This window comes from Qipengyuania flava (assembly GCF_011762005.1).
Lineage (GTDB): Bacteria > Pseudomonadota > Alphaproteobacteria > Sphingomonadales > Sphingomonadaceae > Qipengyuania > Qipengyuania flava.
On sequence record NZ_JAASQU010000003.1, the window covers coordinates 72571 to 96002 of the forward strand.

General features: G+C 64.3%; 12 protein-coding genes. 6 read left to right on the plus strand and 6 right to left on the minus strand.

Annotation, left to right across the window (positions count from 1 at the left end; genetic code table 11):
* Positions 1 to 1422: an aldehyde dehydrogenase family protein gene (locus FHS69_RS10830; RefSeq protein ID WP_067672795.1), complete on the minus strand. Its 1422-nt coding sequence runs from the start codon at positions 1420 to 1422 to the stop codon at positions 1 to 3.
* Between the two features lie 123 nt (positions 1423 to 1545).
* On the opposite strand from FHS69_RS10830, the gene FHS69_RS10835 reads away from it, so the two are divergent.
* Positions 1546 to 2682 carry an acyl-CoA dehydrogenase family protein gene (locus FHS69_RS10835; protein ID WP_166777718.1) on the plus strand — a complete coding sequence of 379 codons (1137 nt, stop codon included), beginning with the start codon at positions 1546 to 1548 and terminating at the stop codon, positions 2680 to 2682.
* Positions 2679 to 3410, plus strand: a complete 732-nt coding sequence (locus FHS69_RS10840) for an acyl-CoA dehydrogenase family protein (RefSeq protein WP_166777719.1) — start codon at positions 2679 to 2681, stop codon at positions 3408 to 3410. The genes FHS69_RS10835 and FHS69_RS10840 overlap by 4 nt, the downstream gene beginning before the upstream one ends.
* Here the strand turns inward: FHS69_RS10840 and FHS69_RS10845 are convergent.
* A complete protein-coding gene (locus tag FHS69_RS10845; protein ID WP_243844639.1) occupies positions 3407 to 4405 on the minus strand; it encodes a helix-turn-helix transcriptional regulator in 999 nt (332 codons plus the stop codon). The two genes, FHS69_RS10840 and FHS69_RS10845, sit on opposite strands and share 4 nt — an antisense overlap.
* An 84-nt stretch (positions 4406 to 4489) precedes the next feature.
* On the opposite strand from FHS69_RS10845, the gene cysD reads away from it, so the two are divergent.
* Positions 4490 to 5410, plus strand: coding sequence for a sulfate adenylyltransferase subunit CysD (gene cysD / locus FHS69_RS10850; protein WP_166777720.1), 921 nt, complete (start codon positions 4490 to 4492; stop codon positions 5408 to 5410).
* The gene (cysN, locus tag FHS69_RS10855) at positions 5410 to 7329 is read left to right on the plus strand and encodes a sulfate adenylyltransferase subunit CysN (RefSeq protein ID WP_166777721.1); all 1920 of its coding nucleotides are present in this window, start codon (positions 5410 to 5412) and stop codon (positions 7327 to 7329) included. The genes cysD and cysN overlap by 1 nt, the downstream gene beginning before the upstream one ends.
* A gap of 83 nt (positions 7330 to 7412) precedes the next feature.
* Here cysN and FHS69_RS10860 read toward each other — a convergent pair whose 3' ends face one another.
* The 4 genes from FHS69_RS10860 to FHS69_RS10875 all read right to left on the minus strand — a co-directional run bounded on the left by FHS69_RS10860 (position 7413) and on the right by FHS69_RS10875 (position 20515).
* Positions 7413 to 10451 (minus strand): CHAT domain-containing protein, encoded by a 3039-nt coding sequence (locus FHS69_RS10860; protein WP_243844640.1) that lies wholly within the window; start codon positions 10449 to 10451, stop codon positions 7413 to 7415.
* Entirely contained in the window at positions 10444 to 16743 is a 6300-nt protein-coding gene (locus tag FHS69_RS13920) for a beta strand repeat-containing protein (RefSeq protein WP_166777722.1), read from the minus strand. Before FHS69_RS13920 ends, FHS69_RS10860 begins: the two co-directional genes overlap by 8 nt.
* Position 16744: 1 nt before the next feature.
* On the minus strand, positions 16745 to 18418 hold the full coding sequence (locus tag FHS69_RS10870; protein WP_243844641.1) for a ShlB/FhaC/HecB family hemolysin secretion/activation protein: 1674 nt from the start codon (positions 18416 to 18418) through the stop codon (positions 16745 to 16747).
* A gap of 372 nt (positions 18419 to 18790) precedes the next feature.
* Entirely contained in the window at positions 18791 to 20515 is a 1725-nt protein-coding gene (locus FHS69_RS10875) for a sensor domain-containing diguanylate cyclase (protein ID WP_166777724.1), read from the minus strand.
* 448 nt (positions 20516 to 20963) lie between these two features.
* On the opposite strand from FHS69_RS10875, the gene FHS69_RS10880 reads away from it, so the two are divergent.
* Both FHS69_RS10880 and FHS69_RS10885 read left to right on the plus strand, forming a co-directional pair.
* Positions 20964 to 22163, plus strand: a complete 1200-nt coding sequence (locus FHS69_RS10880; protein WP_130587161.1) for an acyl-CoA dehydrogenase family protein — start codon at positions 20964 to 20966, stop codon at positions 22161 to 22163.
* A 27-nt stretch (positions 22164 to 22190) separates the two neighbouring features.
* Positions 22191 to 23321, plus strand: coding sequence for an acyl-CoA dehydrogenase family protein (locus tag FHS69_RS10885; protein ID WP_166777725.1), 1131 nt, complete (start codon positions 22191 to 22193; stop codon positions 23319 to 23321).
* Positions 23322 to 23432 lie beyond the last annotated feature (111 nt).

The window sequence follows — 23432 nt, forward strand, 5'->3', positions numbered from 1 at the left end:
TCAGACCGCCGCGTCGCGCTTGACCGTGATGACCTGCGGATAGGTGAATTCCTTCAGACCATCGATGCCGTATTCGGCCCCGAAGCCCGATTGCTTGTGTCCACCGAAAGGCGCGAAAGGCGACAGCTGCATGAATTCGTTGATCCACACGGTGCCGGTTTCGAGCTGTTCGGCGATTTCGACGCCCTTGTCGGTATCCTTGGTCCAAACTGCGCCGGCGAGGCCGTATTCCGAATTGTTGGCGCGTTCGATCACCTCGTCGACGCTTTCGAACTTCATCAACGGCATCACCGGGCCGAACTGTTCCTCGGCGACGATGCGCGCGTCTTCGGGCGGATTGTCGAGGATCGTGATCGGCACGTAATAGCCCGTGCCCGACGGATCCTTGTCGCCCCCGGTCAGGAACTTGTAGCCATTGTCCTTCGCATCCTGGATCAGCTCGAGGACGCGCTCGTACTGTTTCTTGTTCTGGATCGGCCCGACACCCGTACCCTGCTGCGAACCGTCGCCCACGACCACGGTCTTGGCATATTCGGCGATCGCCTTGGACAGGTCGTCGTAGATGTCCTCGTGGATGTAGATCCGCTTCGCGGCGATGCAGACCTGGCCCGCATTGGAAAAGCTCGACCAGAACAGCTGTTCGGCGACCTTCTGCACATCGGCATCAGGCAGCACGATCGAGGCGTCGTTACCACCCAGCTCGAGCGTGATGCGCTTGAGGTCGCCCGCAGCACCTTCCATGATCTTCTTTCCGGTCGCGGTCGAGCCGGTGAAGGTGATCTTGTCGATATCGGGATGGCCGGTGATCAGCGGGCCGAGAGTGTCCTCGCCGGTGATGATGTTGACGGTGCCTGCCGGAACCACATCCTTGATCAGTTCGGCGATACGCAGCGTGGTCAGCGGGGTGAAGGGCGACGGCTTCAGCACGATCGTGCAGCCGGCTACCAGCGCAGGGACGATCTTCTGGATCGCCATCATGATCGGGAAGTTCCACGGCACGATGCCACCGACCACGCCCACGGGAACGCGGCGAGTGCGCGACAGGCGCGTATCGTCATCCTGATTGACGACGTCGTCGAGCGTCAGTGTCGACTGCGCCGCTGCCAGGCCAGCAGCGCCATAGATCTCCTGCTGCGCCTGCGCGTGCGGCTTGCCCTGCTCGGTGGTCAGCAAGCGGAACAGTTCATCCGCATTCTCCTTGATCGCCGCGGCGATGCCCTGGACGACTTGTTGGCGCTCCTCGTGCGAGGTTTTCTTCCAGCTCTTGAACGCACGACGGGCAGCGGCAACGGCGCGATCGAGTTCGTCCTTGCCCGCGGCAGGCACACGGCCGACGACCTGTTCGTTCGCGGGGTTCAGGACCTCCAGCCATTCGCCATTGTCGACCATCTCGCCGTCGATCAGGTTCTTGTAGTCGGTCATCCTCTCTCTCCTCGCCGATATGCCGGATTCGTTTGCACAACACAGTGTCGGGATTCGTTGCTCGATGCAACGGGTCTTGCGGGATCGCTGCAAATTGGGAATGAGGGCCGCGAGAGGAAAGCGATGCAAACCTTCGTTACCGAAGCGGTCGACTGGCCCGACAACGCTGCCGCGCTGCGCGAGCAGGTGCGCGCGCTGGTCGCCGAACATGGCGAGCGCGACCCGGTCAGGCGCGCCAATAGCTGGACCAAGGCGGACCCCGAATTCAGCCGCCGGCTGGGCGACGCCGGCCTGCTCGGTATGACCTGGCCCAAGGAGTATGGCGGGCACGAACGCAGCCAGCTCGAACGCTATGTCGTGATCGAGGAATTGCTTGCCGCGGGCGCCCCCGTGGGCGCGCACTGGATTGCCGATCGGCAGAGCGGTCCGCTGCTGTTGCGGCTCGGCAACGAGGAACTCAAGCGGCGCTGGGTGCCCGCGATCACGCGTGGTGAGGCTTTCGCCTGTATCGGCCTGAGCGAACCGAATTCAGGCTCCGACCTGGCCTCGGTCCGCACCGCTGCGCGCCGCGATGGCGATGAATGGGTACTCGACGGGCAGAAAGTGTGGACGACGGGTGCGCACGTCAGCCATTTCATGATCGCATTGGTGCGCACCGAGGCCGGAAGCGAGCGGCAGCAGGGGCTCTCGCAACTGGTGGTGCCGATGGATGCGCCCGGAGTTAGCGTGAAACCGATCATCGACCTGACCGGCGCGCATGAATTCAACGAGGTGTTTTTCGACAATGTCCGCCTTCCCGCGAACGCACTGCTGGGGGTCGAGGGCGAAGGATGGAGACAAGCCACCGCCGAACTGTCGCTCGAACGTTCGGGGCCCGAACGCTACCTTTCCTCGATGGTGCTGTTCCTCGAACTGGTGCGCCATGCACGGACGGAAAACGATCCGGCGCTTGTCGCACTGGTCGGCAGGCTCGCAGCCGAAGCCTGGACGCTGCGGCTGATGAGCGCCTCGGTGGCCGCCAAGCTCGCGCGCGGCGAGGACCCCGCGCTCGAGGCCACGATCGTCAAGGATCTCGGCAATTCGTACGAACAGGCGATCCCGCAACTGGTGCAGGCGGCAGTCGATTTCGGTGCAGCGGATACCGAAGTGCTGCGTTCAGTATGTTTCTACCTCCTGCAGGTCAGCCCGAGCTTCTCGCTTCGCGGCGGAACGCGCGAGATCGTGAAGGGCATTATCGCACGAGGACTCGGGCTACGATGAGTGAAAGCAGGCGCATGCTGGCCGAAATGGCCGACCCCTTGTTCGCTGAACTCGGTCCCGACGCAACCGGGGAAAGCGACGGCGCGAGGATCGATGAACTGGGGCTTCCCCTGCTGCTTGTCCCCGAGAGCGAGGGCGGCTTCGGCGGCGACTGGCTCGACGCGTTGACCGTGTTCCGTCTTGCGGGATACCACGCGCTGGGACCGGACCTGCCCGCACAGATCGTTGGCCGCGTGGCGGAAGCGGGATCGCCGCGCCAGTTCGCGCTGATGGCCTTTGCACGGACGGCGCAGATTGCGGGCGCGTTGGACGCGGCACTTGCGCTGTCGGTCGGGTACGTCAACGAACGCCGGCAATTCGGCCGCCCGCTGGGCAAGTTCCAGGCGGTGCAACAAGCGCTCGCAGGCTTTGCAGGCGAAGCCGCAGCAGCAAACTGCGCCGCAGTAGGCGCGGCGCAGGCCCTCGATCGCGAAGATGCCGCCTTCGAAATCGCCGCCGCCAAGCTGCGAGCCAACCGCGCGGTGGAAATCGGCACCACGGTCGCCCATCAGGTCCATGGTGCGATCGGTTTCACGCAGGAATACGGGCTGCACCCGTTGACGAGACGGCTGTGGCAATGGCGATCGGAGTTCGGCAACGATGCCTATTGGAGCCGCGAACTGGGCAGCAAAGTGGTTGCAGCGGGGGCAGTAGCCTTCTGGCCCGACCTGACCGCCCGCACCGGCTAGGCCAAAGCGAGAACGCCGGTGAGGATATTGCGCACCAGATCGACCTGCCCGCGGGCCCCGGTCTTGGCGTAGATCCGCTTCGAGTAATAGCGGGCGGTTTCGGTGGTAAGACCGTGAGCATCCGCCGCCTCGGCAATCGAAAGACCCTGCGCGAGCGCCCAAGCGAGACGCGCCTCAGCAGGCGTCAGGCCGAAGAGGTCGACCAGCTGTTCATGTCGGTCCGCGATCGAGCTCCGGTCGCCGCGCAGATAGACCGCCGCCACCGCCCTGCCCCCGCCTGCCAGCGTATCGACCCGCATCGGTGCCACGAGAATGTCGACCCACGGGTCCTGGCTGAGATTGATCGCGCGCGGGCGATGACGGCGGTCCTGCGCCATCGCCTTGACCAGTCCGGTCAATTGCCGATCGATTGTTGGCTGGGCCGGGACCAACCGGTCATAGGGGCCGCGCCGCAATGACCCCATCCGTTCGAGCAGGCGTTCGGCCTGTGCATCGAGCTCCACGATGCGGCAGCGCTCGTCGAGTGCGATCCAGCCGAAGTTCATCCGCCGGAACGCTTCGGCGCTGGCCGATGCGCGGCCACGTTCGCGTTCGATTGTCGAGAGCACCTGGAGCGCGACGCGCAGGTGCGGGACCAGCGCCGACAGCAGGCTGGCGATCTCCGCTCCAGGCGCGGGCGATCCGCTGACGGCGAGCGTGACCATTGCATCCGCAGCACCAACGCGCACCGCCCGAAGGCCGGATTCGGCGGCCTGCAATTCGTCGCCGGTATAAACCCTGGCTTCGCGCATCGCCTTGTCCGGGACGGCAACCCCTGCGCCTTCGCGCAGGACGACCTCGTGCCTTTCGCCCGATCCGGCGAGCATGATCGCAACTCCTTCTGCCGCGCAAACGCCCCGCAAACGGCGCATAAAGGTCTGCCACATGGGCTGTTCGAACATGCCCGAATGCAACGGCACCAACAGGTCGGTTTCACCAAGGTTGGGAATACGCATGCAAGCATTTCTATCACCTCCCATTTGGGAGGTCCAATTCGGAGATCGCGACTTATCTTGCGCGGACGAATTGCGGAGCTGACCATGATCGACACCATAACCTTGACCCATCTTCAGCGGCTCGAAGCGGAGAGTATCCACATCATGCGCGAGGTTGCCGCCGAGGCGGACAAGCCGGTGATGCTCTATTCGATCGGCAAGGACAGCGCGGTGATGCTGCATCTGGCCAAGAAGGCTTTCTATCCGTCGCCCCCGCCCTTCCCGCTGATGCATGTCGATACGACGTGGAAATTCCAGGACATGTACAAACTTCGCGAAAAGGCGGCGCAGGATGCTGGGATGGAACTGATCGTTCACCAGAATCCCGAGGCCGAAGAGCGCGGGATCAATCCGTTCGACCACGGTCCGCTGCACACCGACATGTGGAAGACCGAGGGGCTCAAGCAGGCGCTCGACAAGCACGGATTCGATGCAGCCTTCGGCGGTGCCCGCCGCGACGAGGAAAAGAGCCGCGCCAAAGAGCGCATCTTCTCCTTCCGCACCGCCACGCATGGCTGGGATCCCAAAAACCAGCGACCCGAGCTGTGGAACCTCTACAATGCGCGCAAGAAAAAGGGCGAGAGCATCCGCGTCTTCCCGCTCTCCAATTGGACCGAGCTGGATATCTGGCAGTACATCATGGCCGAGAATATCGAGATCGTGCCGCTCTATTTCAGCGCCAAGCGCCCGACCTACGAGCATGAAGGCGGGCTGTTCATGGCCGACGACATCGACCGGCTCGAAAAGGTGATGGGCTACAGGCCCGAGATCACCGAACGCTCGATCCGCTTCCGCACGCTCGGCTGCTTCCCGCTTACCGGCGCAGTAGAAAGCGAGGCAGCCACGCTGCAGGAAGTGGTGCAGGAAATGCTGCTGACCACCACCAGCGAACGGCAGGGCCGCGTGATCGACAAGGATGCGGGTGACGCCTCGATGGAGAAGAAGAAGCAGGAGGGGTACTTCTGATGACCGACCCTATCTACAAGACCGACGCGCTGATCGCCGAGGATATCGAGGCCTATCTCGACCAGCACCAGAACAAGTCGATGCTGCGCTTCATCACCTGTGGCAGCGTTGATGATGGGAAGTCCACGCTCATCGGCCGCCTGCTCTACGATTCGAAAATGATCTTCGAGGACCAGCTCGCCGCGCTCGAGAACGACAGCAAGCGCGTGGGCACGCAGGGCCAGGAGATCGACTTCGCCCTGCTCGTCGATGGCCTTGCCGCAGAACGCGAACAGGGCATCACGATCGACGTCGCCTACCGCTTCTTCGCCACCGAGAAACGCAAGTTCATCGTCGCCGACTGTCCGGGTCACGAGCAGTATACGCGCAACATGGTCACCGGCGCTTCCACCGCCGATTGCGCCGTGATCCTGACCGATGCGCGCAAGGGCGTGCTTGTGCAGACGAAACGGCACAGCTTCCTGTGCCACCAGCTCGGCATCAAGAACCTGGTGCTGGCGGTCAACAAGATGGACCTGATCGATTACGACCAGGCCAAGTTCGACGCGATCGTCGCGGATTACCGCGCCTTTGCCGACAGCATCGGCATCGTGGATTTCACGGTCATCCCCATCTCGGGACTGGCGGGTGACAACATCACGACGCGTTCGGATCACACGCCATGGTACGACGGACCGGTGCTGATCGACCATCTCGAGACGATGGAGGTCAACAACACCGCCAGCCAGGCAAAACCGTTCCGCATGCCGGTGCAATGGGTCAACCGGCCCAATCTCGATTTCCGTGGCTTCTCCGGCCTGATCGCGACGGGCGCGGTGAAACCGGGCGATGAACTGCGCTCTCTGCCCTCGGGCAAGACCAGCAAGGTCAAATCGATCGTAACCATGGATGGCGACCTCGACCGCGCCGTGGCCGGGCAGTCGGTCACCATCACGCTCGAAGACGAGATCGACTGCTCGCGCGGCGACGTGCTGGCGACGGCCGATGCGCCGCCCGAAGTTGCCGACCAGTTCGAAAGCACGCTGGTTTGGATGGACGACGAGCCGCTCGTCGCCGGACGCGGTTACTGGCTCAAGCTCGGCACGCAGATGGTCAGCGCCACCGTGGCAGAACCGAAATACGAGATCGACGTCAACAATCCATCGGGCTCGGGGTCACACCTCGCCTCGCAGCGATTGCACCTCAACCAGATCGGCGTGTGCGAGATCACAACCGACCGGCGCGTCGTGTTCGAACCCTATGCCGACAACCGCGCGCTTGGCGGATACATACTGATCGACAAGATCACCAACCGCACCGTCGCAGCAGGCATGCTGCATTTCAGCCTGCGCCGCAGCCAGAACGTTCACTGGCAGCCGACCGACATTACCCGCGAACACCACGCCGGGATGAAGAACCAGACCCCGCGCGTGCTATGGTTCACCGGGCTGTCGGGCTCGGGCAAGTCGACGATCGCCAACGAAGTGGAGAAGAAGCTGGCGTTGATGAACCGGCATACTTTCCTGCTCGACGGCGACAATGTCAGGCACGGGTTGAACAAGGACCTCGGCTTCACCGAAAGCGACCGGATCGAGAACATCCGCCGGATCGGCGAGGTTGCCAAGCTCATGACCGATGCCGGGCTGATCGTGCTGACCGCCTTTATCAGCCCGTTTCGCGCGGACCGGCAACTGGTGCGCGACATGATCACCGGTGGCGAGTTCATCGAGATTCACGTCGACACCCCGCTCGAGGTGGCCGAGGCGCGCGATGTGAAAGGGCTCTACAAGAAGGCCCGCGAAGGCAAGCTCAAGAACTTCACCGGCATCGACAGCCCCTATGAGGCGCCCGAGGATCCGGAAATCCGCGTGAACACGGTCGATATGTCGCCCGAGGAAGCGGCCGACTTCATCATCGGCAAGATCCTGCCATTGAAATAGGCAGGCAGGGCTCGAGAACAGCTAAAGGGGCGCCGCTTGGCGCCCCTTTTCATTCTCGGCGCGTCACCGCCTCGCCACCGCCGTTACTTATGCAATGGCGCCGCACCGTCGCCCACGATCGCGAAGGCGGCCCAGTAGAAGGGATGCGAGGTGTCGCTGTCGTCCATCAGCGCCTGCTGCGAACGGCGCATTGCTTCGGCAAGCTCGGCGCCTCGATCGGCGGCGAAAAACCCGTCGACCAGCCGGGTGGTCGCATCGTAATCGTCGGGCACCGGCCAGTGGCTCGCGATCACCGTCCGTCCCCCGGCGCCGACGAATGCGCGCACCAGTCCGTCGAGCGCAAAGCCGCCCCCTGCGACACCGGCCTCGAGGCTCGCGCCGAGCGTGGCTGCTCCCGCCGTATCGCAGGCCGACAGGATAACCAGATCGGCATCTATCTCCAGGTCGAAGATCTCGGCAAAGGACAGCAGCCCATCGGATTGCGCGTCTCCGAAGGAGGTGAGCAGTGCCGGCCGCGGCGGACATTCGGGCTGCGGCGCGGTAACCAGCCCGTGGGTGGCGAAATGCAGGATGCGGTATTCGTCGAGGTCCTTCATCGCGGAAACCGCCGTGTCGGTGAAGCGATCCCCGGTCAGGATTCGCTCTTCGGCACCGGCGGCTCCCAGGCTTCGCGCAGCAGTGTAAAGCTCGTCTGCCCGGATCGGGTAATCCCAGATCGATGGCGACCATAGGCAGTCTGCACCTCCGGCAAGCGCAGAGCGCGTGCCCGTGGTGCCACGCGCTTCGGTCAGCGGTGTGTTTTCGCCGAAGCCGATATACTCGTGCTGTGCGGACGAACGCGGCGCATTGCGCGCATCGCGAAAAGCCGATGGCGAGACGGCTGTCGAGATCCGCACCGCTCGTCCGAGCCAATTGGTGCCGGTAAAGTCGTATTCGTCGCCGCCTTGGGTGATCCGTTCGATGTAGCGGTCGACGCTGTCGTCGTCGCGCACGAGGAGATTGGCCGGCAACCGCAACATCGCTCCGTCGGGTTCGAACACCAGGTGCCTCAAACTGGCCAATTGGTCATCGACGGGATCGAACAGCGAACGATAGAGCGCCCGCGATCTCTCGATGTCGAACGGAAAGGTCAGCGTCTGCCCGCCTTCGACATAGGCAATAGTGGCGCGCAATGCGTCGACTTCCTCTTCCAGTGCCTCCGGGTCTATGTCCAAACGGTAGGCGCGCGCGGAATCCGCGGTGGCAAAGACAGCAAAAATAGCACCTTCGAGCGTCGCCAGCTTGAGGTAACCCTCGTCCGTGCCGAGCGTGGCTTGCAATTCCTCCAGCGTTACGCGGCCATCCGACACCGCGCGAAACCGAGGATATTGGGCCAGCCTGTCCTGCAGCGCCAATTGCTCGCTTTCGAGCCCCTGCAAGGTTGCACGCTGCGAGAGCAATTGCTCGGCTGCCATTGGATCGGTTTCTGCCTGCCCTTCGATCAGCGCTATCCGGTTGCGGAGTTGCTCGACCGAGCGGCGCAGGTTCACTGCCTTGCGGAACAGTTGCGAGGCTTCATCGCTGCCACCCGACAATTCGCGTGCGAGAACGGCCTGCGTCTGGGCAAGGCCGGGGCGTTGCAGCAGCTGGCTGGCATGGAAAAGATCCGCTGCCGCCTCATCCTGCGCAACGCCGCCATCGGTCAACAGGTCGAAGAACGGCACCAGCAGCCGACTGAGCGCGGCGGCGGGCTTGCCATCCACGGTGCCCACAAGCTCGCGATAGGTGGCCAGGGCGCGTTCCGTTTCGCCGCTGCGCGCGAGATATGCGGCCCATTGCGCCTTGCTGCTGAGCAGCGCGGGAGAGTTGGGATAGTTCGTCTCGAGCAAGCCGATCGCCTGCGCATGATAAGCTTCGACCGCCCCCGTATCGCCGCGCCCTTCGGCCAGATCGGCCAGCTCCCCCAGCACCTGAGCGCGCAACCACAAGATCGACCGCACCGATCCGTTCCGAACACCCGCCAGCTTTACATTGGCGGTGGCCAGATGGCTTTCGGCAGCGCTTCCGCGGCCGAGCAGGTTGAGCGCGGTTGCCTTGAGATACTCGGTCTGCCCGTCGAGCAATTCGGCGCGTTCGAGGACGGTGAGCCCACCGACCGTGTCGAGCGCGCCCGGTTGTTCCGCCGCGAGGCGCAATGCCAGCGCATCGGAAATTTCGAGAGCTTCGAGCGCGTCACGCGATCCGGTACCGGAAGGAAGCGGACGATCGAGTATCTCGAGCGCCACGAGCGGTGCGTCGGCATTGAGAGCATCGATCGCTTCGTAATTGCGTAACAGGCGTGCGAGCACGGGGCTGCCGGATACTTCCCCGCGCACGCTGGAGAAGCCGCGAGCCGCTTCGGCATAATTGCCGAGGTTGGACTGCAGCAAGGCCGCGTTTAGCCGGGCCTCGACGGCATCGCCACCCTGCGCCATTGCTGCCGTCTCAGCGAAGAATTCGGCAGCCTCGGCAAAATCGCCGCTGTTGCTGCGCCGATAGGCTTCGGCGAGCAATGCGTCTTCCGCCAAGGCGCGGGCCTGCGCACGCGCGAACGCAACCGCATCATCGCTCTCGGTCAGCGGTATCTCGACATTGCCTTCGACCAAACGGTCTTGGGCCAGCGCGACCAGACCAAGCCGTACCGCATCGGCATAGGCGGTAATCGCCTCGCCGGCATACAGTCTCCCATCCATCTCACCGGCGGCGAACACCCGGCGCGTGCCCATTTCGGGATCGGTGCATGCCGCGCTGGTCCCTGTGCCCAGCAGGTCCGGCAAGGCATCGCTGTCGGCCGCTTGGCAGTCAGCGTCGGGAAGAAGGCGCGTCGCCGCCTCGGCCAGATCGGCATTGCGCTGCACCCACAGCTTGCCGACCGGCGCGGCCGCATCGCGGCACACGATCGCATAGCTGCGATCGAACAAGCCTGCACCTGCTTCGGGTGGCAGGATCTGGGCCTCGCACAGGCCATTCGATCCGATCGGGAAACTGTCGGCATAGCTGATCGCGCGCGTGCTCTCCTGCGCCGGTGTCGGCACCGCGGTCAGCAGCATGGCTGCACCGCAGGCTGCAATCGCCAAGCCGCGCGAAAGCCTCGGGCTAGTCATCGTTGCCCTCCCCATCCGTATTGCTATCGGTGGATTCGCTTCCCGTCGCACCATAGAGCGCAACATCACCGCCGCTCGCGACCGGATCATCGATCGCGCCTCTCTGTCCCGCCAGCGACGCATTGAGCAGTCCGGGGAAGTCTGCGCCGAACTCGACATTGCTGTCTTGCTCGCTCTGCTCGACCGGCGCCGCCGCCACCGGCGCGGTAGTCGTCACCGCAGTGGCGGGTGCCTGCTTTTCGACCTGTTCGAGCACCTCGTTGCGGCCATCGCTTGGCGGCGGCGGTGGAGGGGGCGGTGGTGGTGGCGGAGGTTCGTCACCGCCGCAGTCACCGGTATTGATGACGCAGTCGTTCAATTGCGACCCATCGGTGTAGCTCACCACGATGTTGTCGTCCGTCTGCACGCGATTGTATTCGACCAGGCCGAAGAACTCCTCGCCGACAACGGCATTGCCATCGGCATCGACCTGACGCCCGTAAGCGAACACGTCGATCGGATCCTGGCCGGGGAACTGGGTGCTGCCATCCTCGTCGAGGAAGCCCGCGATCGAAAGCTGGCCGCTGACCGTGATACCCCCCGGCTCTGCCGTGGTGCCCGTATTGCGCACCAGCAGGCTGCTGCCGATGTTGAGCGACACGTCGCCCGCACGCAGATAGCCCAGCGGATCGTTGCTTGCGTCGGCAGCGGTGGCCAGCACCTCGTTGCGTCCGGCGAAATCCACATCGTCGCGCAATTGCGCGATCGTATCCGTATCAGCCATCCAGAAATCGCCGCCGAAGAAGCGGAAGATGCCGGTCGGATTCCCCTGCTGGTCGAGGATCCCGATGCCGCCAGGCGTGACGATTTCGAGCCGCGAGGCACTGATCGAAAGCGCGTCGCTCGGGGCGGCATCGACATAGCCTAGCGTGCCTTCGACACGCGCTATCCCGCCCGCCTGGATAAACACCGCGGCAGTGCCGTCGTCGAGCGTGCCGGAGATGGTCATGTCACGGATGAGGATATCGTCCGAAGCGGAGCCATCGAAGGACGAGGAGAAATAGGCGGTTCCGGCCTCGATCCGTTCGAGCTCGGCCTGCGTGAGCGTATAACCCGCGGTTTCCGTGGTTCCGCCAAGCACGGTGGTCGCGCCATTGCCCACGACATCCAACCCCAGCAAATCTGCCCCGATGCGGGCACCCGCGAGGATGTCCAGTTGCCGTGAACGAATGAATAGGCTGCTGCCGCCGAAACTGATCGTATTGTCGTTGTCGCCGGTAATCGTGACCCCGCCCTGGGTATCGATGTATATTTGGGCGGTCGGCGCAACGATGTCAGGTCCGCCGATCAGCCCGCCCTGCCCGGTCTCGATATCGAGATCGCCCGTCAGCACGATATCGGCGAAACCGGTGATCGGGATGCTGCCGCCGACCGCGCTGATCCGCGAGCTGTCGCCTGCAGCGGCGCCGACCGCACCCGCAAAAAGCTGGGTGAGTGTCATCGACCCGCCGTCCGCGAGAATGTCGAAAGCGCCCGCGGTCGTCGCGCCGTCGGCATTCATGTCGAGGAACGATGCCGTGAGGCTGCCCCCACTATCGGACAGCGCGCGGGTGAGACCGCCAATGGCGTCACCTCCCGGGGTGCCCGCCGCGCTGAGCCCACCGGTCCCGCTCGCAGACAGGCGCACCGTGGCAAAATCTATCTGTCCGCCGGCCTGGCTGCGCACATAGGCGAGTCCCCCGGTCCCGCTTCCCGCGGTCCCGCTGCCAAGCACTAGGCCGCCGAAGCCGTTGGCCGTGACCGTTGCCGTCCCGGCAAAACTGCCGGTTCCGGCAATGGCGTCGAAAATGGCGATGTCGGCACTGCCTCCCATGCCGTCGCCGCCATCGCCGTCGATCGACTGACCACCAAAACCGCTGGCATCGACATCGGCGGCGCCCGACACCGTCGTACTGCCGCCTTGCAGTCCGATAAACGCCGTGCCGCCCAGGCCGTCGCCGCCGGCGGTCTGACCGAGCCCACCATAGCCGAATGCGGTCGCCGAATAATCGCCGACTTCGATCATCCCGCCATCGCTTGTGACCATGCCAGCCTGGCCGCCGAACCCGTCGCCGCCGATCGCGCCGCCGCCGCCCTGCGCGTAATCGGTCAGGGTGATATTGTCGGCGGTCAGCAGACCGCCGCGGCTGGCGACCAGAATGGCCCCGCCCCGCGCTTCACCGCCGATACCGGTGAGGATTTCCTCGCCGTCGACCCCGCCCGTGCCACCAAGCGCAAAGCTGAAGGCAGCAAGATCGCCGAAGGCAGCGCTTCCCAACCGCGGACCACCGTCCACGGGGTCGAACACACCGACAAAGACATCGCCGCCGAATGCCGCGCCCCCCGGTCCGCCGACAGCCCCGATCGGAGCATCGCCGCCGCTGCCGCCCAGGCCGATCGAATATACGCTGGTCGCACCGGCTACGAGGAGTTGGCCGTAATCGACATTCACATTGATGTAGCTGCCGGTTCCCTGGCCCGAATCGACGAGGCTCGCAAAATCGCTGCGTCCTCCCCGGCCGGTGCCACCAGCGCCCGCCGCGTTCTGGTCGCCATCGCCTGCGCCTCCATCGCCGCCCGCGCCCGATACGAACATGTCGAGCGTGCCCTGCACGCTCATGCTGGCATCCCGAAGGGCATCCCCTTGCACAAGCAACACCGCGGCGCCGCCATAGCCATCGCCGCCATCACCGCCCGGTCCATTGGCATCGCCGCCCTCGCCGTCCGCCACAATCGCGAGGCTCTGATCGAAACCGGCATCGCCCCGGGACACGATGACCCCGGCGATCCCACCATAACCATCACCGCCGCTGCCCCCGGACTGCCCGCGTCCACCCGAACCGCTGGCAAGGATGTTCACGGGCCCGCTGGCGGTCAGATTGCCGCCCGAAAGAACTATTTGCGCGCTGCCGCCCAGCGCTTCGCCGCCCAGCTGATTGCCATCGCCGCCTTCGGCCGACGCAGCGAGGAAGACCGCGGCCAGGCTGGCCGTCGCTTCTTCGCCAACTTCGACGCTTGCCGTACCGGCAAAGGCATCGCCGCCGATTTCACCCGCTCCGCCATCGGCATAAGAAGTGAGATCGACATCGCCCGTGGCGTTGAACTCCGCACCCGCGACAACCCCGATCGCTGCCAGACCGCCGCGTCCGACACCGCCATTGCCCGTGCTTGATCCGCCACCGCGACCATTGCTGGCGAAATTGACCGCGGCGACGGTCGCGCTACCGTCGACATTGAGCGAGGCCTCGCCCCCAGTGCCGTCGCCACCATTGCCCGTCGATCCCGTGCCACCGTCGCCATGCGCCGAACTGGCGAGCGTATCGGCGATCAGCGTACCACCGACAACGCCGAAACCCGATGCGCCCCCCGTACCGTTTCCGCCGGTCGACCCATTGCCGCCGAGTCCATCGGCCAGAGTGGTGATATCGCCTGCGCTCACCAGAGAACCATTGGCGAAGACCGCGGCGAGGCCGCCAGTTCCGGCGCCGCCCAGGCCAAGGCCGGATGTGCCGGCGCCGCCTGCCCCGCCCGTTCCGTTGGCTTCGAGAATGAGCGCGTCGTAGATTGCTTGCCCGTCGCCGAGCGCACCGCTGCCCTGACCGGCAAACGTCCCCGCTTGTGCAGTTCCGCCAGTGCCGGCGCCGCCAGTGCCGCCCGCTTGGCCTGTGCCGCCGGTTCCGCCCGCACCGCCGAAGCCGTTGGCGACCAATATCGTCTCACCGCCGATCGAGAGCTCACCGGTATCGCGGCCGGCGATCGCGAAAGCGCCTCCCGAGCCGGGCGTGCCCTGGTAGGTTCCCCCGGTGCCGCTGCCTCCGGAGCCCGCTGCGATGGCGGCACCGTCGCCCGCGCCGCCAACACCGCCGCGACCCGAGGCCAGCATGGTGGCGTCTCCCGCAATCGTCAGCCTTGCGCCTTCTTCCTCCGAGCCGTCAGCCTGGATATAGGCTGTGCCACCCAGCGCGTTGCCGCCATTCCCACCAAAGCCGACAGTGGCATCGCCGCCGATCGCATCGGCCGACAATTGTACCGAACCGTCGACTGCAATGGTGCCGAACATGGCATAGACACCCGCTTCGCCACCGGTGGCGTCGCCTCCCGACTGCCCATCACCGCCGCCAGCGATCGCTTCGAGTGTGGCGCTTCCGGTCAGCGAGATATCGCCAATGCCTTCGGTGAGAATGAAGACACGTCCCCCCTCGCCCGAACCGCCTATCCCGTTTGCCGCCAATCCGTTCGCGCCTGTTCCGTGCGCGAATCCGGTGACATCGGCCAATGATATGGCCGCAGTATCGGTGGCGAAGACCTGGGCCAGCCCGGCAACGCCATCGCCACCCGAGCCGCCATCGCCGCCTGTCCCGCTTGCCGAAAGCGAGGTGAGGCCGACCACCGAAATGCTTCCACCCTGCAAAGCATTGAGAAGCGCGCTGCCACCCCCGCCTGACCCGCCCGTGTCTCCCGGACCGCCACCAAAGGCACTTGCGCCGCGGCCGCCGAAGCCTTGTGCATCGAGCGCAAGGCTACCGCCGAACAGAATGGTGCCGTCATCCGCCTCGACATTCGCGGTTCCGCCATTCCCCACGCCGCCGTCGATGATGCCCAAGGCCCCGTCGGCGTCTCCGCCGACGCCATTTGCGGAAAGCGTCACGTCGCCGGAAATGTCGACCAGGCCCCCGCTTTGCGCGGCCACGGTGCTCTGACCGCCGAAGGCGTCGAAGCCGCCCAAGCCTGCGGCGGATGCGCTCGTGTCGACCAGCAGCGTCCCGCCGATCTGCACCTGCCCGCTGTTCTGCGCGAGCAGAGTCGCGGTTCCGCCATTGTTGTCGCCACTCGCCGCGGCCAGATTGTCGTTCGCCTGTGCTCGCAGAACGACATCGCCGACTAGCGTCATCGTCGCGCCATCGGCGGTGACGTCGATCCTTCCGCCATTGGCCGCGCCGCCGCTCTGGAACGGCGTCGCATTGGCGGTGAGATCGCCATCGAAGGTGAAGTTCGAACCCTCGCGCGCCGTGATGGTGATAGTTCCCCCGGTCGCCTCGCCCGACGCCGCGAAAGTACCGCGCGCGAGCAGATTGGTGGCTCCGTCGATGCTCAGATTCGTGCCGTTTTCCGCGATCAGGCTGATCGCCCGAGCGGCTTCGACGGTCAGGCCGTCGATGAAGGATACCGCCCCGCTGCCCGAGTTCACAGTGAATCGACCGGTCGCAGCAGCGAACACGCTGGCCGAGAAATCGCTGAGACCGGCAACACCGATCGACTCTTCGATCGCATCGGCATCGACAGCGCCGGTCGTGACATCGCGCCCGAAGACGTCGTAGCCCGCCGACAGGATGATATCGCCATTGTCGATCGTGGCGCTTACCGCCGGATCGAAGCCAAGATTGCCGCTGAGCAGCAGCGATATCGGGTTGCTCGCCGCCGCCTTGCCGACGACGTAGATAACGTGATTGTCACCGGCGCCGACGCTTGCCGGGCCACCCGTGATGCCGGTGTGTTCGATTGCCGTCTCGACCCCGGTGCCCGCGGGAATCTCGATGTCGAACAGGCCGTTGTTATAGGTCAGATTGACCTGCTCGCCCGCGATATAGGCGGTCGAGCCGTTTACATAGGCTTCGCCTTGCATCGAGATCTGCGGTGCGGCCGCGACGAAATAGCTGCCCTCGGCCGACGCGTCGATCAGTGCATTGGCTTCGACCGTGATCCCCTCCGTCGCACCGGGAGAGCCGATAAGCTGTAGCGTTTCGCCCGCGGCAAAGCTGTCGAAACTGTCCAGGTCCGGATCGAGCGTTGTAAGCATCAGCTGACCGACATCGAAAACTGCAGTGCCGCCCACGAGAATGCCGGTCGGTGAATAGAAGGCAACCATCCCGCCGGCCGTCAGCCCCCCATCGGCATCCTGCAGGCGCGAGATCACCGTTCCTGCAAAAACGGTCACGTCCCCGCCGGTTGTAGGAAGAACCCGATTGAGGATGGCGAAACCACCCTGCCCCGGGCTATCCTGGAAATAGGCGGTCGCGCCTTCAGGCAGGAAAGTAAGAGCGTTGCCGACCTGATCTTCGAACGGGGTCCAGTCGACGACTGCGGTCGAAGAGGACACGGTGATCGTATCCTGTCCCGAGATCGTACGATCGATGTCCACCGTTCCACGGACGATTTCGGGAGTTGCGTTGAAGGCTTGCGCCTGCGCTTCGTCCGGCAGGGCGAGCACGGCTGCCATTGCGACCCCGGCCCCGCCCAGCAGCAGGGAAGTGCGGCGGTTGATCGAAGGGAGCATGTCAGAACCTCCAGGGTAGCAGGCGGGTGGTGAGCGAGACGAGGAACCGGATGTCTCCGCGATCGACGGCGAGATCGGGGCGTTCGAGCGGGACCGCGAGCGTCATGTCCGCCTGCAGCGCGCTACCATAGGCTAGCCGCAGGCCCGCGCCTGCCGACCACAACCGGTCTGGATTGAAGCGCGATCGGCTCGGGTCCTCGTTCCATGCCCAAGCCATGTCGGTGAAGAGATAGCCCTCCCAGCCCCAGGCGCGCGGACCGTCTGGCGCCAGGTCGCCATAGCCCAATTCCACACCCAGCGCGTAACCGCTGTCGCCCAGCACGCTGCCGGGATCGTAGCCGCGCCCGATCGAGTAATTGCCAGCAGAAAACTCCTCGAATGCGGGCAAGGGGTCGCGTGTGAACTGCGCACTCGCTTCGAGAGAGAACCGCAATTGCGGCAGCGGGCGATAATCGGCCGACCCGTCGACGCGAAGCAGAAACGGGGTCGGGTCCGCCTCGATCCGGTTGGGCGCCACCCCCGCGACGATGCAGTTCAGCGGCGCCGTGCGGCAATCGGGCGTCGCGTCGAACACGTCGAGCCCCTGCCGCAATTCGATCGCGCCCCGTGCGGCGAGTTGCGGCGCATAGGCACTGAACCCGTTCGCACCCGCGATGCTGTCGGGGTCGGCGTACAGCGTTTCAAGCCGCAGGAACGCCGTGCGCACGCGGTCGCGCGTCAAGCGCAGGTCGTTTACGGTCAGGTCCTGGTCGACGTGATCGTAGCCCCCGCTTAACACATGCGACAGGCTGCGGGTACGCAGGAGCGGGTAGGACAGTCCGAGCGTGGCGAACAGCGTTTCGGACTCGACGTCGAGACCGGGCAGGTCGAGATCGGGTTCGGTCCAGCTATAGGTGAACTGCCCGAACATTCGCAGCCCGGCCGTTCCAAGCGCGAAATCATGACCCAGTTGGACGGTCTGCTGTTCGTCGAAATCGACGGTCGAGAACAGCGCGACGCTGGTGCGATCGCCCAATCCGGTCAGGTCGTACATTTCGCCGCGCAGCAAGCCACCGTATCGCCCCAGCGATTTGGCGCCATAATTCTGCAGGTTGATGTCCAGCGAACCGCGATGCCGCACTACCGCGATATCGCCCACCAGGTCGCCCGGTGCACCACCCGCAGCTGGCCGCAGAGAGAGCCTTACGTCCACTCCGGGCAGGTCGTCGGCCAGAAGGAGATTGCGTTCGGCGCGGCGCGTGTTGAACACTTCATCTTGCGTCAGCGGTTCGAGGTAGCTCGCGACCAAATTCTCGGACGGTCCCGCTTCGCCGCGCACGCGCAAAGCGGTCAGCCGACCGAAGACGATCCGCATTTCCGCATCGCCATTGGCGAGCCGCTGTGCGGGGATCTCGACCGTGGCCAGATAACCGGCATCCCGCAGCCGCTGGTTTGCCGCCGCGCGCACGTCGCACAGAACCGAGATCGGCAGTTCGCGACCGAGATAGTTCTCATAGGCACTCGCCAGTGCGACGTCGGGCGCCTTCTCGGCTCCAATGAAACGCACTGCATTGAGCGTGACGGTGATATCGGCGAAATCGGGCGCATCGAGCGCGCAAGGAGTGCGGGCGAGGCCGCCGTCGATGGTCAGGGTTGTCGGTGCGCGGGCCTCCTCGCGCGCTTGCGGCGGAGTCAATTCGCTGCGACTGGGTACCGCCTGCGCGTGGGCGACCGCCGGCAGTGTCAGGAAACTCGCACCAAGGAAGAACGCCGCCGCATTTGTGGCCCTTGCAGCACCGTGGCCACGAGCACCGATAGTTCCGATTCGCTGGCTCAAGCCCATTCTGATCGCCCCCTTCATGCGCCCCCGCGCATCAGCAACTTCATCGGCGATCCGGCGAGCCCGTGGAACCGGGCTTCTTCGTTACCGGCGGTGCCTTAACACCACCCGAGGGCAGGTGTCATGTGTATTTTGGCCATTCTACGAAGCCGTTGCTCGCCGCGCGCCGGAGGTTACGAAGCCAAGCGGACCGCGCCGAAGGGGCAATCCCTTACTACCTTGCAGCCATCAGCGAACGCTGTGCGGGGGCCCAGCGCCATGAGTGAAAGTCGAACCTGCTCCATGGTCCGATCCATCTTCGACTGTGACCACGCGGTTCCGTCCCGCGCGCTTGGCAGCGTAAAGCGCGTCGTCGGCAAGGCGGTAGAGCGGCCCGAAAGGCCCGTCGGCCAATCCCTGCGCAATGCCGATACTCACAGTAATATTCAGGGCGGGGGCAATGGCGTCGAACGGGCATTTCGCCAGTTCGCTTCGCACATCCTCACCCAGGCGGCGGAGATCCGCCCCCGCGATCCCGCTTACACCAAGCACGAATTCCTCGCCGCCCAACCGCCCCGCATGGCAATCATGCGCGGCTTCGAAGGTCTTCAACTTGTCTGCCAGCAGGATCAGCGCTTCGTCGCCCGTCTGATGCCCGAACTCGTCATTGACCGCCTTGAAGCGATCGACATCGATCAGGATGAGGCCAAAGGGCATTGTGGTCCGCCCTCCGAAATCCTTGGCGCACCGGGCCAGGAACCCCCGGCGATTCAACAGCCCGGTCAGGGGATCGCGCTCGGCGAGCTCGGCGAGGCGCTTACCCGTCGCAATCGCGGTGTCGCGCTCAACCCGAAGCGCCCCCAGCCGCGTGGTTGCGAATGCGGTCAGGCACACGACCTGCAATGCCGAGGCAAAAAGCATCACGATCTTGTCGCCGCCGCCCCACAAAACCCCGCCAAGATCCACCACCAGAGTCAGCACCAGCGTCGCCATGGGAAGCGCCCAGCTTATCGCGAGGTCGCGTCCTTCCACATGGCCCTTGCGCCAAGCCGTAGCGATACAGATCACGGCCACCGCCACACTCATGAGCGTTCCGATCCCCAGCAATGGGGCGAAGAAAGTGATATCCGCGCCGGGAAGGCCACTCGCCACCCCCATGGCGAACATGGCCGAACCCAGACCGATGAGCAGACGCAGCACAGCCTTTTCGAGAATGCCGCGCAACGCAGAGGCGGTCGCCAAGGCGGCCAGCAATATGGCTAAACACGCAAGGCCGGTCGCCAATCGGCTCGTTATCGTGCCGGCGATGCCGGGCAGGACGAGCAAGCCGATCTGCGACCATACGACACCCCACAGCATGACCGCCGCCGACCAGCCGCCGTGCCAGAGAAAGAAACGCCGCCGCAAACCGATGGCAAGGCCGAAATTGAACAGCGCGGCTATTCCCAACAGCGCAAGGGCGGCCCCGATCGCCAGCGATGTTAGTTCGAATTGCCGCTGTGCTGCTGCACCGGAAACGATCCGCAGCTTGAGCAGGTCGTAACTTTCGAGCCCTTCCAGCCTCAGCCAGACAGCCTGGGTCGGGACATCGCCGGGCGCAGCAAAAGCGAGCTGCCCGCCGACATGCCATTTGTCCGCAAAAGCGCCCTCGGTCACCGTCTGCGGTATCTCGACCCCGTTCTGGTGCTCGAAATATACATCGAGCTGTTCGAAACGCGTGACCTGAACAGCAAGCGAAGCGTTCCGGGCCTGCGCCGGGGCTGTCGGCACGCGCAGCCACAGCGTTCCCTCGCTATAGCCCTGCGGCACACCTGTACATCGAAGCGAAGTTCGGTCCGGCACTTTCGCATCGGCCGAGACGACGAAACAGGTCTCAGCGGGCGGCGTTGCCTGCACGGCGGGCCCGAGGAGCATGGCGATTGCCATCGCCAGCCCGCACAGCATTGTCCGCCAGTTGCCTCGGCAAAATCCCATGGGCTGCGCCTTGTCTCCCCGTCTCGCCCAGTCCGCTCCCCTGCGACACCGTCAGCAAACGCTAGTCTCGATCCATCAAGATTCGCTAAAAGCCCACATTCCGGGCGCGGGCAAGTCTCGGCAAAATTCTCGGCATTTTTTGTTCGGCGGGCAAATCTGTCACCCGCCAGCCGGTCTGGCTGACGAGGGCATCGCTCGCCCTGCCCTTTTTCAGCTCCATACCGTAACGTCACAAAGCTACGTACTGCACGGAAAAGTACTTTGAATGCGAATGCCGATCGCTGCGATCGGGTTGCTTTATTACCCTTGCAGCCCGATCGATCGGTCGCGCTTGCCCTTGTCAAAGCCGTCCGGCTTCGCAAATAGCTGCGACCAGCCAAACGGTCCGAACCGCTGGAACCGGATCGGGAATACCCAGCCTTGGTGATAGAAACCGGAGCTTGAGCATATGAACCTCGAATTCACCCCCGAAGAGCAGGCCTTCCGCGACGAAGTGCGCGCCTTCATCGCTGAAAACTATCCCAAGCATCTCGGCGATGTGGGCCTGCGCGAAGACCTTTCCCGCGAGGATTTCCTCGCCTGGCACAAGATCCTCGGCGAAAAAGGCTGGTCGGTGCCGGCATGGCCGGTCGAATATGGCGGCACCGGATGGACTCCGACGCAGCGCTATATCTGGTCTGAAGAGAACGCGCGGGTGAATGCGGTCATGCCGCTGCCTTTCGGCGTCTCGATGGTCGGTCCGGTGATCTACACCTTCGGCAACGAAGAACAGAAGGCCAGGCATTTGCCGGGCATCCGGAGCGGAGAAGTGTGGTGGTGTCAGGGCTATTCCGAACCCGGCGCCGGATCGGACCTCGCCTCGCTCAAGACCACTGCGGTACGTGACGGCGATCACTACGTTATCAATGGCCAGAAAACTTGGACCACGCTCGCGCAATATGCCGATTGGGGTTTCTTCCTGTGCCGCACCGATCCCGATGCCGACAAGCCGCAGGAGGGCATCAGCTTCATTCTTGTCGACATGAAAACGCCCGGCGTCGAGGTGAAGCCGATCAAGCTGCTCGACGGCGGTTACGAGGTGAACGAAACCTGGTTGACCGACGTGCGCGTGCCGGTCGAGAACCTCGTCGGCGAGGAGAACAAGGGCTGGACCTACGCCAAGTTCCTGCTCGCGCACGAACGCAGCGGCATCGCTGGCGTGGCGCGCTCGAAGCGCGGCGTGGAAAAGCTGCGTGAAATCGCCGCCAACGAAACGCTGGATGGCGAACCGCTGATCGAAGATTTCGATTTCGCCCGCAAGGTGAGCCAGCTCGAGATCGATCTCGCCGCGCTCGAGATCACCGAGTTGCGTACGCTCGCGGGCGAACAGGCGGGCAAGGGCCCGGGGCCGGAGAGCTCGATCCTCAAGATCAAGGGCACCGAAATCCAGCAGCGCCTCACCGAGCTCACGCTCGAAGCGGTCGGCAGCTATTCGGCGCCCTATTACGGCAGCATCGCGAATGACACCGGGTCGAACGAATATCCCATCGGTCCCGACTATGCGCACCATTCGGCAGCGACCTATTTCAACATGCGCAAGACGTCGATCTACGGCGGATCGAACGAGATCCAGCGCAACATCATCACCAAAATGATCCTCGGCCTGTAAGGCCAGAGCACAAGCGGAGAGAGACCCTTGGATTTCAACTTCACCGAAGAGCAAGACATGGTACGCGACGGGCTGTCGCGTCTGGTCCGCGAGCAATATGACTGGGAAGCACGCCGCGAAGCGATCGCGAGCGAAGCCGGATGGCGTCCCGAGATCTGGGCGCAGCTCGCCGAACTGGGCATTCTCGGGATGCCGTTCAGCGAAGATGTCGGCGGCTTCGGCGGCGGCGCGATCGATGCGATGATCGTGATGGAAGAATTCGGCAAGGGCCTCGTCGTCGAACCCTTCGTCCCCACGGTCGTGTGCGCGGGCGGGTTCCTCGCACAGGCAGGAACCGACGCGCAGCGCGAAGAGCATCTCTCCGCGATCATCGACGGCAGCCGCGTATTCGCATTTGCCTATGCCGAACCGCGCGGACGCTACGACTACGCCGATCTCGAGACCACCGCGAAGAAGGACGGCAACGGCTACGTACTCAACGGGCACAAGGCGGTGGTGATCGGCGCGCCCTGGGCAAGCCATCTCGTCGTCACCGCCCGCACTGGCGGCGAACGTCGCGATCGCGAGGGAGTCAGCGTGTTCATCGTCGAGAAGTCGGCCGACGGCATCGTCACGCGCGATTACGAAACGGTCGACGGGCGCCGCGCTTCGGAGATCTATTTCGAGAACGTCTCGGTTCCCGGCGACGCGCTGATCGGCGAAGAAGGCGCCGGGCTGCAGCTGATCGAACGGGTGACCGACCATGCGATCGCGGCCCAGTGCGCCGAGGCCTGCGGTGCAATGAAAGTCGCGCATGCGATGACTCTTGAATATTCCAAGCAGCGCAAGCAGTTCGGCGTGCCGATCGGCAAGTTCCAGGTGCTGCAGCACCGCATGGTCGACATGTACACGGCTTACGAAACCTCGGTTTCGCTGACCTATCTCGCCACGCTCAAGCTCGATGCGGGCGAAGCGGAGCGCAAGCGCACCGTCTCGGCGGCGAAGGTCGGCGTGGGCCAGGCCGCACGGCTGATCGGGCAGGAAGCCGTGCAGATCCACGGCGGCAATGGCGTGACCGACGAATATGCGATCGGCCACTATTTCAAGCGTCTGACGATCTTCGAATCGGAGTTTGGCAGCGTCGACCACCATCTCAAGCGCCACGTTACGCTGTCTTAAGCGGCCTAGCCTAAGGGCTGTCTTAGACGCTCGATAAAGAACCGCTCCGCCGCCGGGCTGCGAGTCCGGCGGCCTAAGCGTGTACCTGCAGTTGCTGGACGCCAGCGGACA